Genomic DNA, 14,448 nt, shown 5'->3' on the forward strand with positions numbered 1-14,448 from the left:
TCGTCACTCATCCTCCACGGAGTCGGAGATAGGAGGATGTTTAAGGAGACGTCACCATGCACGATATGTGACAGATGGATAAAACTTAAAGTGAGATTTCTTAATGAAACCTGCGCAACAGAAAAAATTCAATAAAGCTTCTTTTCAAGACAGTGTTAAAAAGCACCTTTCTGCGACTTACGCAACAACAGTAGAAACCGCAACTGAGCACCAGTGGTATTTGGCTATGGGTCGCGCTTTGGCAGAACTCACCACTTTTGACTTACTTGCAACAGAAGCGGATGACCGCATTAAAAACGCAAAAAGCGTTAACTACCTATCCTTAGAATTTCTAATTGGCCGCCTGACAGGTAACAACTTGATCAGCATGGGGCTATATGAGCAAATCACTCAAGCAATGGAAGAGCTGGGTCATAACCTAACAGACCTTCTTGAAGAAGAGCGTGACCCATCACTTGGTAACGGTGGTCTAGGTCGTCTTGCCGCTTGTTTCATGGATTCTTGTGCTGCTCAAGAATACCCAACGGTGGGCTACGGTCTTCACTATGAGTACGGTCTATTTAAGCAGTCTTTCCAAGACTGTCGCCAAAAAGAAGCACCTGACGCATGGCGCGGTGTTGAAGGTTACCCGTGGGAAGTTGCTCGTCCAGAGCTGGCACAGCATATTGGTTTTTACGGTCATGTAGACGTTGAATTCATCGACGGTAAAGAAGTACGCACTTGGGTTCCGGGCATGGAAGTAAAAGCAATGCCTTGGGATTTACCTATCGTAGGTTACGAATCAAGCACCGTTTACCCACTGCGCCTTTGGGAATGTCAGGCAATCGCACCTTTCTCACTTGCGAGTTTTAACAACGGCGATTACTTCGAAGCCCAGCACTCGCTAATCGATGCGGGTAACATTACTAAAGTCCTTTACCCGAACGATAACCATGAGAAAGGTAAGACTCTGCGTTTAATGCAGCAGTACTTCCACTCAGCAGCGTCAGTTCGCGATATTCTACGTCGTCATGAAGCTGCAGGTTTTGCCCTTGCTGATCTTCCTAAGCAAGAGACGATTCAACTTAACGATACGCACCCAACTATCGCAATTCCTGAGTTGATGCGCATCCTGATCGATGAGAAGGGTCTCTCTTGGGATGAAGCATGGGAAATCAGTGCACACACGTTCGCCTACACGAACCACACATTGCTTCCTGAAGCACTAGAGACTTGGTCTGAGTCATTGATCAACCGTCTTCTTCCACGTCACATGGAAATCATCTTTGAAATCAACCATCGCTTCATGCAAGAAGTTCGCAAGATGTGGCCTGGTGACGGTGAGAAGCAAGCGAAGCTTTCTATCATCCAAGAAGGTTTCCACCGTATGGTTCGCATGGCCAACCTATGTGTGATTGGTTCTTATAAAGTAAATGGTGTGGCTGCGCTTCACTCGCAACTGGTTAAGAAAGACCTGTTCCCAGAGTTCAATGAAATCTTCCCAGGTAAATTGACTAACGTTACGAACGGCATCACGCCGCGTCGTTGGTTGAAGTTCTGTAACCCAGGCCTATCTAGCTTAATTACGGGCAAAATTGGTACGGAGTGGCCAGCAAAACTTGAGCAGCTAGAAGGCATTGCTCAGTTTGCAACTGATGCGAAATTCCAAAAAGAATTCATGGCGGTTAAGAAGGAAAACAAGCAGCGCCTTGCTGATTGGGTTCAAGAAAACATGGGTATTGAGCTCGATACTAACGCTATCTTTGACGTTCAAATCAAGCGTCTACACGAATACAAGCGTCAGCATCTAGACTTGCTACATATTCTTTCGCTATACCACCGTATTCTGAATGAACCGGGTTTCGAATGTGAGCCTCGCGTCTGTTTCTTTGCGGCGAAAGCAGCACCGGGTTACCACCTAGCGAAAGAAATCATCTTCGCGGTTAACAAGATTGCTGAGAAGATCAATAACGATCCTCGTATCGGTAACAAGCTTAAAGTGGTCTTTATCCCTGATTACCGTGTCAGTATGGCTGAGATCATCATTCCAGCTGCTGATGTTTCTCAGCAAATTTCCCTTGCCGGTAAAGAAGCGTCAGGTACGGGTAACATGAAGATGGCCCTAAACGGCGCATTAACGATTGGTACGATGGATGGTGCTAACGTTGAAATCCGTGAAGAAGTCGGTGATGAGAATATTTACATCTTTGGTTTGGATGTGGATGGCGTTCAAGCGGTGAAAGCGCAAGGCTATAACCCTTACGATTACTACAATGCTGACCCACTACTAAAAGCGTCGCTAGATTTACTGTTAGGTGACGAGTTCTCACCAGGTCAACCAGGTTTGCTTCGTGCGACCTTTGATAGCCTGTTAGATGGTGGTGACCCTTACCTATGTTTGGCAGACTTTGCGTCATACGTGCAAGCGCATGAAGATATGAGCAAACAATACCAAGACCAAGCAGGGTGGGCGAAGAAGGCGATTTTGAATACGGCCTTAGTGGGTAAATTCACATCAGATCGCTCTATTCGCGATTATGTGAACAACATCTGGAAGCTTGAAGCAGTATCTCGCTAAGCAAGCTTAGCCAAGGCCTCGTGCCTTGGCTTTTCCCTTTTTATAAATAAATTACCCTACCGATTTGAAGGTAATAGATGTCCTTCGGAGAGAGCGATGACAGAACAAACAGCATTAAAGCAAGTTGCTGAGATGGCAAAAATAGCCGACAGCTACGTGAGTGCGTGGGGCAGTGAAGCGAAAGTTGAAGACGATATTATTCTTCGCCTGCTTGCGTCTTTAGGCTATGACACGACCAACGATGAGACTTTGCTGAAATCAGCAGAGAGAAAACACAAAAAAGAAGTACTTGAGCCGGTACTTGTCGTAAAAGACGGCGATGCTATAGAGGTGGAACTTAACCTTGGCGCGAGTGCTCGAGAGAGTGATTTTAGTTGGCGTCTAGAAACGGAGCAGGGAGAAGTACTTGAAGGCTATCTTCAGTCTCAAATCGTTCGTGATGAGCGCGCCGAGGGTGGCCCTTTAGTATTTTCGTTACCAAATGATTTAGCTTGGGGTTACCACAAACTCTATTTAGAAAGAAAACGTCGCAAGACACCGTATGAAATGACCCTTATTCGTACGCCAAAGGCATGTTTTAAGCAGTCGCAGATTGAACAAGGTAAAAAGCTTTGGGGTCCAAGTGTTCAACTGTATACGCTTCGTACTCAGCACAACTGGGGTATTGGTGATTTTGGTGATCTAAAACAGTTAGTGAATGATATTGCTGCTCGTGGTGGCGATTTTGTGGGTTTAAACCCAATTCATTCGCTGTTCCCTGCAAATCCAGAAGGCGCTAGCCCTTACAGCCCTTCTTCACGTCGTTGGTTGAATGTTTTATATATTGATGTGAGTTCAGTACCTGAGTTTGCGTTAAGTGCCGATGCTCAGCAAAAAGTAGGCAGTTCGGAGTTCCAAGCTCGCTTACAAAAAGCACGTGATTCTCATTGGGTGAATTACACCGAAGTTGCGGCGCTTAAAATGAGCGTTCTGCCATTACTGTTTGACCAATTTAAACAGCGTCACCTTGATAAAGAAACGGAACGCGCTGCGATGTTCTTAGACTTTGTCGAGCAAGGTGGTGAGAGCTTAATGCATCAAGCGGCATTTGATGCCATTCATGCAGAACTTCATGCGGCGGATGCAAATGTTTGGGGATGGCCGGTTTTCCCTGAAAAATACCGTCGATTTGAAAATGTTGGAACTCAGAAATTTATCGCAGAAAATCTAGATAAAGTTCACCTATACATGTACTTACAGTGGGTTGCTGATACACAGATTAATGAAGCTCAAGCGCTAGCCGAAGAAAAAGGCATGGCGGTGGGTCTGTATCGTGACCTTGCAGTGGGTGTGGCAGATTCTGGCTCTGAGACATGGGCCGATAATGGTGATCTTGTCATGGATGCGAGCATTGGTGCTCCACCCGATATTTTGGGTCCTTTAGGTCAAAATTGGGGGTTACCGCCACTGAATCCGCAAGCGTTGCATGCTACTGCTTATGACGCTTATATCAAGCTATTACGCGCTAACATGAAACATTGTGGCTCGTTACGTATTGACCATGTTTTAGGTCTATTGCGTTTGTGGTGGATCCCGAAAGGTGAAAATGCGACGAAAGGGGCTTACATCTACTACCCTGTGGCAGATATGCTGGCTATTTTAGCGCTAGAATCACACCGTCATCAGTGTAGTGTAATTGGTGAAGATTTAGGGACCGTGCCAGACGAGATCGTGGATATTTTGCGTGAAGCGGGTGTGCATTCGTACAAGGTGTTCTTCTTTGAAACCGCAGAAGATGGTGGTTTTATTTCACCCAAGCATTATGCAGAACAGTCGATGTCAGCTCTGTGTACTCACGATATGCCGACATTACGCGGTTTCTGGCATTGCGATGATTTGAAAATGGGCCAAGAAATTGGTTTGTATCCAGATGAAGCACAGCTAAAGGAATTGTTTAACGATCGCTTAGAATGTAAACAGGGTATTTTGGATAGTGTTGCATGGCATGGTTACTTACCGGAAGGGGTAGGACGTGACGCAAGTATGGTGCCTATGGACACCTATTTAAGTGAAGCGTTGCAATTACATCTTGGCGCGGGTTCATCCACACTATTGAGTGTTCAGCTTGAAGACTGGTTGGAAATGGATAAGCCGGTTAATATTCCGGGCACAGTTAACGAATATCCTAACTGGCGTCGTAAATTGTCGATGAACTTAGATGAAGTATTTGCAAAAGAAAGTGTCAACCGAATTGCAAAAAGTCTGTCGCACGTAAGAAGTAACGCTAGCGAATAATCGTCCATTAGATGGTAAAAGCACAGCATAATTCAGAGCAAACGGCTTGTGTTTCTGAAGGCTGTGCTTTTTTGTATTTATATGCAATTAAAGTCATTTCTAAGCGTGAGTCAGTAGTGATGAGTTTATACTGTAAATCCTGTGTTTTATAACAGGTTGCACACGAAAAACACGAATGAATCACTTCCTGTATACCGGGATTTAAGTACAATGAAAAATTGCTGGTAGCCCGTCTTGCACGGGCTTTTTTATGATGTCTCTAATGCTTTAAAAATTACAATTAGGAGACAGATTTGGTCGAGGGAGATGAACGTTGAATAAAACAAGGCTTAAAAGACAAGATCAGGCGTACGAACAGTTGTCGAATGCTGCATTTGCAGACCCGTTTTCGTTCTTAGGTCCCTATTTACAAGATGACGGCATTGCACTTCGTACTTGGATTCCAGGTGCGGATAATGTAGCGGTGATTTTGGCATCGGGCGAACGCCTACCGCTTATCCGAGACGCGGCATCCGGTTTTGTCTTAGAATCAGACCTCGATTTGAGATACACCCATTATCAGTTGGCTGTTGATTGGAGTGGTACCGAGCAAGTTATTGACGACCCGTATCAATATCATGCCTTGTACGCGGAATACGAAGAGCTGCACACCCCAAAGGCGATGTACCACCATATGGGGTCGCAGTTCATTTCTTTGGATCGTGATGGCAAGCAAGTGCAAGGCACACGCTTTCTTGTTTACGCCCCTCATGCGACGGCGGTGAGCTTGGTCGGTAATTTCAATGAGTGGGATGGGCGTCGCAACCCAATGCAGCGTCTAGATTATGGCGTTTGGGGGATTTTTATCCCTGAGCTTGCCGAAGGGGCGCAATATAAGTTTGAAATGAAAGGCCCAAATGGAGAAGGCCTGCCTCATAAAGCCGACCCGTGGGGGTTCTACTCAGAGCAATACCCATCATTCTCCTCGGTCACCTATGACCATAGCCGCTATCAGTGGCAGGATGATGCTTGGCAAAATCGTCCGGTGACGGAAAAAAGAAAAGAAGCGTTGTCGTTCTATGAACTGCACGTGGGATCTTGGAAGCGTAATGCTCAAGGTGAATTTCTTAATTACCGAGAACTGGCGGGCGAGTTAATTCCGTATCTCACCGATATGGGTTACACGCATGTTGAGCTGATGCCCGTTTCTGAACATCCGTTTTATGGTTCATGGGGTTACCAACCTGTAGGGTTGTTTGCGCCAACCAGCCGTTTTGGCTCGCCTGATGATTTTAAGTACTTTGTTGAGCAGTGCCATTTGGCGGGATTAGGTGTGGTACTTGATTGGGTGCCTGCGCATTTCCCTTCTGATGATCATGGTTTAGCAAACTTTGACGGTACACCGTTGTACCATGACCCTGATCCACGTCGTGGTTGGCATCAAGATTGGAACTCGTATATTTACGATCTGGGGCGTGAGCACGTTCGCCGGTTCTTAGTGTCGAATGCACTGTATTGGTTTGAGCAGTTCCATATTGATGGTATTCGTGTTGATGCGGTTGCGTCGATGTTGTATCTCGATTATTCACGTAGTCACGATCAATGGATTCCAAACGCTGACGGTGGTCGTGAAAACTATGATGCGATCGCCACGATGAAGTGGATGAATGAAGAAGTGTACAAGCACTTCCCAAATGCCATGACCATTGCGGAAGAATCGACAGCGTTCCCTGGTGTTTCTGCGCCAACCTTTATGGGCGGCTTAGGCTTTGGCTTTAAATGGAATATGGGATGGATGCACGACAGCCTCTCTTACATCCAAGAAGATCCCATTAACCGTAAGTATCATCACGATACCATCACCTTCCCATTGGTGTATGCCCATAGCGAAAACTATGTATTGTCGCTATCTCATGATGAAGTGGTTTACGGCAAGCATTCTATTCATAACAAAATGCCCGGCGATGAGTGGCAGCAAACGGCTAACTTAAGAGCCTATTTAGGTTACATGTACGCGCAACCAGGCAAGAAACTTAATTTCATGGGCGCTGAATTCGGTCAAACAGGTGAATGGAATCATGATGACCAACTGCAGTGGTTCTTGTTGGAGTTTGAGCGTCACCAAGGTGTTCAAGCCGTTACGCGTGATCTCAATAAACTCTACCAAGCTGAAAAAGCCTTGTTTGAGTTAGATTCAGAACCAAAAGGTTTTGAGTGGCGTCTTCAAGATGCGGCAGAAGCCAGTATCCTGGCTCACGAGCGTATTAGTGATAATGGCGAACGTATTTTGGTGGTATCAAACTTTACCCCTGTACCGCACGAAGCATTCCGCTTAGGGGTACCTCTGGCGGGAAGCTATGAGTTACTGCTTAATACGGACGATGAGAAATACGCGGGTAGCGGTTTTGAGGCGATCAATTTAGTTAACAGCGAAGGGGTAGAAAGTGAATCACAGCCTCAATCGTTGGCGTTGCGTCTACCGCCATTGTCGACGGTATTCTATAAATACAAAGGTTAGTTGTACCGACTAAATACATAGAGACTACGATTAAGCCCAGCTTCTGCTGGGCTTTGCTTTATCTGGAGAAAATTAAAGACTGTTCTACACTCAAACATGACCGTTCAAATGAATAAATAACACGTTAAGAAATAAGGACTATTAATGGTTACTGCTTTATATGCATCGTTATTAGCGGTACTGATGATCTGGTTGTCAGTGAAAGTCATTCAACAGCGAAGGACTAATCAAGTTGCTTACGCTGATGGAGGGGTGGAAGGGCTACAGATCGCGCGCAGTGCCCAAGGCAACGCTATCGATTACATCCCAATAACGGTTATCTTAATGGCGCTGGTGGAATTTAACGGAGCGCCATTATTATGGGTTCACACCATGGGGTGCATGTTTATTATTGGCCGGGTGATCCATGCTCGCGGTATTTTGTCGAAAAAATTTAAGGGACGCGTGTTAGGGATGCAACTCACTTTGGCGGTGATGGTGGGTCTAATTATCTCTAACTTGCTTTATTTACCCTTTAACAAACTGCTCTAGCGATGACCTTAAAATTTCCCCCAACGTGGGTAACCGTTTCAATTGGTCTGATTCTCAATGTGATGGCAATCGTGCTATCAAGCCAAGTGCTCGATAAGATGATGGCCGAATTGACACTGTTAGGTGATAAAAAGGCGGCCAATCAATACTCGATCCAACTGGCTTGGAATAAGGTCGAAACGCTAGAGAGAAAGCGCGAAGGATTATTGTTGCATTTAGAGGTATCAGAAAAGTTACCGTCCCCAGAAAATAATGCGATTAAGGATGCTGTGGTGAAGCAACTTTCGTCTTGGGTGATAGAACCCGTCCCCGCGATTACTAAACTAAATCTTGCAGAACTGATGCGATTAATTGACCAGTCCCAGCAGGTGCAAAGAGACATTATCGATAATTTGTATTTAGAAAATTTAGTGCTGACGGAAGAGGTGCAATCGATTGAAAAAGACATGGCTTTTTATAAAGATATTGCCCTTTTCCTGCAAGTGTTTGGTTTGGCGTTAATTCTGGCGCGAGACTTATCGCGCAAGTGATTCAACGCATTTGAGTCTGCATGCGAAGCAGTGTGTTGATGAATACTATATTGATGAACACGATATAGATGAAGACTGAGTTGTGGAAGGAGCTTGCATAGCAATGTAATGGTGAAGGCTAGGGGAATAAAAATGGCAGCGAATATCGCTGCCATTTTTTCTTGCATGCGGTCGCTTAGCTTAGCTTATCTTGCTCAGCTTTACATACCGCAGCGGTGAAGACGACGTCTGTCGAGCTGTTCAGCGCGGTTTCTGCTGAATCTTGGATAACACCAATGATAAAGCCTACCGCTACGACTTGCATGGCGACGTCATTGGAAATCCCAAACAGTCCACATGCAAGTGGAATCAGCAGCAATGAACCACCCGCTACACCGGATGCGCCACAGGCAGAGACAGCAGCAACAATACTTAGAAGCAGAGCCGTTAATAAATCGACTTCGATACCCATTGTGTGCACAGCGGCTAAGGTAAGAACCGTGATAGTAATCGCAGCGCCGGCCATGTTAATGGTCGCGCCTAGGGGAATAGAAACTGAGTAAGTATCTTCATCTAACTCAAGCTTTTCACATAAGTTCATATTCACAGGAATATTGGCAGCACTTGAGCGAGTGAAGAAGGCTGTTACGCCACTTTCACGAAGACATTGAAAAACCAATGGGTATGGATTTTGTTTGGTTTTGACGTAAACAATGATTGGATTAACCACAAGCGCGATGATCGCCATTGATGTCAGTAGTACAAAAAGTAATTTCGCGTAGCCGGCTAGAGCAGAGAAACCTGTGGTTGCAAAGGTAGCAGCAACCAAGCCAAAGATACCAAAAGGTGCTAAGCGGATGATGAAACGTACGATCTGTGAAACACCATGGCTCAGGTCTTCGAAAACGGCTTTCGTTGTATCTGACGCATGGTGCAGAGCAAGTCCTAGACCGATAGCCCACGCAAGAATACCGATGTAGTTGGCATTCATAAGTGCGCTGACTGGGTTGTCGACGAGCTTAAATAGTAAGGTGTGTAGAACTTCTGCAATACCTTGTGGTGGTGTCGCCCCTTCTGCTCCCGCCACTAATGTAAGCTCGGTTGGGAAAAGAAAGCTCATTAACACAGCAGTTAATGCTGCGGTAAAGGTGCCAATCAGGTAAAGAATAATGATTGGACGCATGTGCGTCGTTTGATTTTTCTTTTGGTTTGCAATCGAGGCCGCTACCAAAATGAAAACTAAAATGGGTGCAACGGCTTTTAGTGCACCAACAAACAAGCTACCAAGCATTCCGAAGCTTTGTGCTGTAGAAGGTGAAGCGATCGCTAGGATGACACCGAAAACGATACCCGCAAGGATCTGGAGAACCAGATTGCCATTGGCATATCGGGCCAACAAGCTAGAGTTCTGCATTTTTTTTACCTTTATAATTGTATTGTAAGAATGTGTGTTTGCGGTTGTTATAATATAGTTGCGAATATATGTGTCCAGTTTTAATTAATACGTAGTATAAAATTGTGGGATATGTAGGGTGTTATGGTGTTATATGTTAATGATTTGTTTTTATTTAACATATAAAAAAGACCCTAGTGGCTAGGGTCTTTGGGGGAGTTGCGATGTGAACTGAATGGTTAAGGTGGCCAAATAGCTAAATTAACCAACAGCTAAGTTAACCAAAATAGCTAAGTTAACAAATAGCCAAGTTAACAAATAGCCAAATTAGCGCTACGGCTAATAGCCTTTCTTTCGACTGCGGCTTTCAGTTTGGACAGAACGAATAAATTTACCAAACTGCTTATCACTACTGCGTTTCTCTGCCAATGAAGCGCTATTATGGGCTTGCTCTCTAAGCAGTTTGTAGTAATTGTCTAAACGTCTTGCGTTCACACTTCCGGCTTCCAGTGCGGTACGTACTGCGCATCCAGGTTCGTTATTGTGCTGGCAATCACTAAAGCGGCATTGCGCGATTAACGCTTCAATGTCGCTAAAGGTTTCTGCTAGTCCATCTTCACTTGCTGTAAGCTGTATTTCACGCATGCCTGGCGTATCCAGCAACAGTCCGCCTTGAGACATCTTGTGCATAGAACGAGAGGTCGTGGTGTGACGTCCTTTACTGTCATCTTCACGAATACCACTGGTTGCTTGGACTTCGGATGTCATTAGGCTGTTGACTAAGGTTGACTTGCCGACACCAGATGACCCCATAAATGCTACGGTCTGACCTTGTTGGCACCACGAAGCGAGTCCACTCAATGTGTCGGCGTCTAGCGCGTTAACCATTTCAATGATTAAAAAAGGATCTAAGTTCTGTACTTGCTCACGTTTTTCATCGGCATCGAGGCATAAATCAGACTTGGTCAGTACTATGACTGTTTCGGCTTGAGATTCGTTAACCAGCGTTAGATATCGCTCAATTCGGCTGAGATTAAAATCGTCATTGAGCGAACAAACGATAAACACACAGTCGACATTGGCGGCAATAAACTGCTCTTCTACTTTAGAACCAGGTGCTTTACGGCTAAATAAAGATTTACGTTCAAGTAGGCGAACAAAAGCCTGCTCATTGTCTAGCAAGATCCAATCACCGACGGTCATGGAAGGGTGCTGAGTGTGGTGCTCTAAATGAAATTCTTGCTCCTCAGTACAGACGATATAACCACTGCGATGATGGGCAATAATACGACCGACTACCGTGTTGTCATAGTCATCAAGTGTGAGTTGTTGTTGGAAGTACGATTTCCAGCCAAGTTCATTGATAGAAATTGGATGAGTAAAAATAGAAGTCATTGTTGGTACCTAAACGTTTTACACGATTTGAATAATTTTAATAGGGTTAGGTACTTACACATGTAAGCGTGTGCAGTGTGCACGTAACCCCGGGTTATCAACACCGGGCAATGAGTCGTTAAGTAATCAAGAAAGTGAGAGATTATTTTGTCGCGACCAATGCTGCCGGGTGGGTGTGTAATACAATCATGAAGTTGCCCTTATTAGTGAAGTCTAGGCTATGGTAGCACATCAACAATTGGCATCACTAGCGTGAGTAATAACAGACGATCGGCGTTATTTACGAGTCGCTGACGACTCTTTGTGGGGGGCAAGCCATTTTGCGGCGAGGTTTGGCAAATAACATCATGGCGCCAATGATTAGACAAATAGCGAAAAGTCGAAGCGGCGTGACTGGTTCATCAAAAAACGTGGTTGCAATAAAAAAGGCGGACATTGGCATAAGGTTTAATGCCATGCTGCTGCTGTCTACACCCACTTGTTCAATCCCATAGATATAGACGAGATAACCGATACCAGACACAAATAAGCCAAGAATCATGACGCAAGTGAGGGCAAAAGGTTGGTGTACCAGCAGTAACGCGGTCTGAATCTTAATGTCGGTAGATAAGAGATAAACCAAAAACCCGATAGCAGGAAAACCGAATTGATAACACATCGTACAGGCTGCACCGTACTTGTCGGCTAGCTGAGCTCGAATGTGAGTGACAGACGCAAAACTCATCACACTCATCAAGCAATAGAAGTGACCAATATTGAGTCCTGAAGCATCGGTTGAGGGGGCAAAAACAAGAAGTGTTACGCCACATAGCGCGACCCCAACCGCTATGATTTGCAATACGCTGAAGCGTTCGCCATAACAAAGGTATCCAACGAACAAAATAGCGATAGGAACCAGACCTTGAATCACACCATTTTCAGAAATAGTGATGTAATCGAGAGATTGGAAGGAGAAAAAGCTAAATAAGCCCTGACCGACAATGCCACATACTGCAAGCTTTAGAATATCTTGGCGATGTTCCCAGCGAAAAGTAAGGGGCTGTTTCTTGGTTAAAGTCTGTTTCTTGGTGAGAGTTTGCTGTTTAGTAAAAGAGGCGACGACTAAGACCACGCAAAGGACGCTAAAGGCAATCAAATAACGAAGCCAAACAAGTACTTTTGCGTCGATAGTCTGCAATGGCATTGTCGCTAGCGATCCTTCTGTTCCCCAGAGTAAAGCGACACCAATTGCAGCTATCCATCCCTTAGTCGTCGTGTTCACGGTTAGTTACTTTCAGCCAGTTTTGCTGTTGGTGCTGACTCGGCTTTCTTTTTGTTAGCAAACTTCATAAACATCATCATTGAGCCAATAACGACGGCAATGGCCAACAAACGTATTGGAGTGACGGCTTCGCCCAAAGCAAATACAGCAAGGACGAAAGAGGATAGAGGCATGAGGTTAAGCGCCATACCAGTGCCATCTACGCCAACACGCTCCATTGCGTAGATGTAGATAAGGTAGCTAATACCAGAGATGCCGACACCAAGGATGGTAATGCAGAGCACACGTAGCGGTGAGCTAAAGATACCAAGTGCAGATGAGAAATCAGCGCCAACAACCAGTAAGTAGAGACCGAAGCCGATAGCAGCAAAGACAAATTGGTGGTACATGGTGGCGACAGAGCCGTATTTTTCGGCGAGCTTAGCGCGAGCGTAGGCCATAGTTGAGAAACTAGCGGCACTACCAAAGCAGATTAGGTGTCCAATGTTAAAGCCACTGCCTTCTACAGATGGGTCCATAACAAGGATAGCAACGCCGACAAAAGCACCGCCAGCTGCGAGGATTTGTAAAGGAGTGAAGCGCTCACCGTGGCGAATAAAGCCCACACATAGAATGATGATCGGGATTAACCCTTGAATAACGCCGTTTTCAGATGCAGTGATATAGTCAAGAGAAAGAAACGAAAGGAAACTGAATGCGCCTTGACCAATAATGCCACAACAAGCAGCCCAAAAGATATCATGACGGTTCTCCCAGTTAAGTTTGAAGTCTACTTTCTTTTGCGGTTTACCCATGGCATTGCTGACTTGGATAATGACAAATAAGGTAATGAAAGCAACGGTATATCGTACCCATACCAAGACTTGCGCATCCATGACTTCAAGGATTGGTGTGCCCACGATCCAAGGTATGCCCCAAAGAAGACCAATAAAAATCGCGGCTATCCAGCCTTTAGTTGTATTACTCATGGTTATTTCCTTATAGATTTAAAAGTTTGCCGTAACCTGGGCAGTGTGCTGTGTGACCTGTTAAATGCATGGCATGCCAAAACATTGCCGAGTTGCTGCAGACAACAGGGATATTGAATTTGTTTTCAATTTCTTGAATGTGGTCGAGTACACGTAAGTTGGTGCAAGACATGAATACGAGATCAGCCCCTGAGTCCGGTAAGATTTGGTCGAGTGCTGACATCATGGATTCTTTCGAGATCTTGGTGATATCGGTATCTTTTTCTATCCCTAATGAACCAAGCGTGCAGACCTCAAAGCCGGCAGCGGTAAGTTGGTTATAGAGCGGGAAGTTGACCTCAGTTGGGTAGGGTGAAAATACGGCGATTTTCTTTGCGCCTAAGTGCTTAAACGCCGCTTGCGCCGCAGTCCAAGGGTTGGTTGCTGGAATATCACCTCTATTTTTTGTGAGCAGTTTCGCGACTTTTTCTTCGCCAATAATGATAGAGGCGGAAGTACAACCAAATGCCATCACGTCCATAGGTAGGCCATAGGCAATAAGATCGGACGCTTCGCTGATACCGTTGGCTATTTTATCGAGCGCTTCAGGCGTCATTTCACTGCTGTAGTAAACACGTGAACTGAAAACACCTGCTTGCGTGCCAAGCAGTTTTGCCCAATCCATTTCTAGTGAATGATCCGTACTTAGTTGCACCAAACCAATATGGACGCGACCAATGCGCGGAGCTTGGGTGTGTGGAAGGTTGATTTCCCAGTTTTTGAATTCTTCGATAGTGTTCATTATGAGATCCTGCAAAGTGCCCTGCATTTGGCAGGGCGTGCCTTGGCTTATTGTTATGATTAGTTGAATTAGTCGATGATGATGAGTTCAGGAGCCGCGCGTTCAGACAACCATTCCGCGCCGTTTTCGGTGATGACGATATTTTCCTCGTGCACCATAGATTTGCCCGGTGCGTAGACCATGCCCGGCTCAAGCGTCATCACCATGCCTGGCTCTAGGATGGTGTTGTCGGTGGCGGTGTTAGATGGACGCTCGGTAAGCTCCATTCCCAGACCATGACCA

General features: G+C 45.4%; 11 protein-coding genes. 5 read left to right on the forward strand and 6 right to left on the reverse strand.

The features are described from left to right. Positions 1-103: 103 nt before the first annotated feature. The 5 genes from L4D74_RS15040 to L4D74_RS15060 all read left to right on the forward strand — a co-directional run bounded on the left by L4D74_RS15040 (position 104) and on the right by L4D74_RS15060 (position 8,389). Positions 104-2,557 carry a glycogen/starch/alpha-glucan phosphorylase gene (locus L4D74_RS15040; protein WP_428752969.1) on the forward strand — a complete coding sequence of 818 codons (2,454 nt, stop codon included), beginning with the start codon at positions 104-106 and terminating at the stop codon, positions 2,555-2,557. Positions 2,558-2,653: 96 nt separating this feature from the next. Further along, positions 2,654-4,831 (forward strand): 4-alpha-glucanotransferase, encoded by a 2,178-nt coding sequence (gene malQ / locus L4D74_RS15045; protein WP_428752971.1) that lies wholly within the window; start codon positions 2,654-2,656, stop codon positions 4,829-4,831. A gap of 313 nt (positions 4,832-5,144) precedes the next feature. Beyond that, entirely contained in the window at positions 5,145-7,328 is a 2,184-nt protein-coding gene (gene glgB, locus L4D74_RS15050; RefSeq protein ID WP_428752972.1) for a 1,4-alpha-glucan branching protein GlgB, read from the forward strand. Positions 7,329-7,472: 144 nt separating this feature from the next. Further along, positions 7,473-7,859 (forward strand): MAPEG family protein, encoded by a 387-nt coding sequence (locus L4D74_RS15055; protein WP_428752973.1) that lies wholly within the window; start codon positions 7,473-7,475, stop codon positions 7,857-7,859. Between the two features lie 2 nt (positions 7,860-7,861). Continuing rightward, on the forward strand, positions 7,862-8,389 hold the full coding sequence (locus tag L4D74_RS15060; protein ID WP_428752974.1) for a DNA mismatch repair protein: 528 nt from the start codon (positions 7,862-7,864) through the stop codon (positions 8,387-8,389). A 175-nt stretch (positions 8,390-8,564) separates the two neighbouring features. On the opposite strand, the gene sstT is transcribed toward L4D74_RS15060, so the two are convergent. The 6 genes from sstT to L4D74_RS15090 all read right to left on the reverse strand — a co-directional run. Continuing rightward, complete coding sequence (gene sstT / locus L4D74_RS15065; RefSeq protein WP_428752976.1) at positions 8,565-9,782, reverse strand: serine/threonine transporter SstT; 1,218 nt, start codon at positions 9,780-9,782, stop codon at positions 8,565-8,567. Between the two features lie 318 nt (positions 9,783-10,100). Beyond that, positions 10,101-11,156 carry a ribosome small subunit-dependent GTPase A gene (gene rsgA, locus L4D74_RS15070; protein ID WP_428752977.1) on the reverse strand — a complete coding sequence of 352 codons (1,056 nt, stop codon included), beginning with the start codon at positions 11,154-11,156 and terminating at the stop codon, positions 10,101-10,103. A 280-nt stretch (positions 11,157-11,436) separates the two neighbouring features. Next, positions 11,437-12,417, reverse strand: a complete 981-nt coding sequence (locus L4D74_RS15075) for a DMT family transporter (RefSeq protein ID WP_428752979.1) — start codon at positions 12,415-12,417, stop codon at positions 11,437-11,439. A 2-nt stretch (positions 12,418-12,419) separates the two neighbouring features. Continuing rightward, positions 12,420-13,385, reverse strand: coding sequence for a DMT family transporter (locus tag L4D74_RS15080; protein WP_265676453.1), 966 nt, complete (start codon positions 13,383-13,385; stop codon positions 12,420-12,422). 10 nt (positions 13,386-13,395) lie between these two features. Continuing rightward, positions 13,396-14,166 (reverse strand): maleate cis-trans isomerase family protein, encoded by a 771-nt coding sequence (locus L4D74_RS15085; RefSeq protein WP_428752980.1) that lies wholly within the window; start codon positions 14,164-14,166, stop codon positions 13,396-13,398. Positions 14,167-14,234: 68 nt separating this feature from the next. Continuing rightward, positions 14,235-14,448: M24 family metallopeptidase (locus L4D74_RS15090; RefSeq protein ID WP_428752982.1), on the reverse strand; the 214-nt coding region annotated here is incomplete at its 5' end.

This window comes from Vibrio cionasavignyae (genome assembly GCF_050337155.1).
GTDB classification, from domain to species: Bacteria; Pseudomonadota; Gammaproteobacteria; order Enterobacterales; family Vibrionaceae; genus Vibrio; species Vibrio nomapromontoriensis.

Excerpts from the sequence above, each read along its gene's own strand:
- L4D74_RS15085 (WP_428752980.1), bottom strand. The coding sequence starts at position 14,166 with ATGAACACTATCGAAGAATTCAAAAACTGGGAAATCAACCTTCCACAC.
- rsgA (WP_428752977.1), bottom strand. The coding sequence starts at position 11,156 with ATGACTTCTATTTTTACTCATCCAATTTCTATCAATGAACTTGGCTGG.
- L4D74_RS15040 (WP_428752969.1), top strand. The coding sequence starts at position 104 with ATGAAACCTGCGCAACAGAAAAAATTCAATAAAGCTTCTTTTCAAGAC.
- L4D74_RS15080 (WP_265676453.1), bottom strand. The coding sequence starts at position 13,385 with ATGAGTAATACAACTAAAGGCTGGATAGCCGCGATTTTTATTGGTCTT.
- L4D74_RS15060 (WP_428752974.1), top strand. The coding sequence starts at position 7,862 with ATGACCTTAAAATTTCCCCCAACGTGGGTAACCGTTTCAATTGGTCTG.
- malQ (WP_428752971.1), top strand. The coding sequence starts at position 2,654 with ATGACAGAACAAACAGCATTAAAGCAAGTTGCTGAGATGGCAAAAATA.
- L4D74_RS15055 (WP_428752973.1), top strand. The coding sequence starts at position 7,473 with ATGGTTACTGCTTTATATGCATCGTTATTAGCGGTACTGATGATCTGG.
- sstT (WP_428752976.1), bottom strand. The coding sequence starts at position 9,782 with ATGCAGAACTCTAGCTTGTTGGCCCGATATGCCAATGGCAATCTGGTT.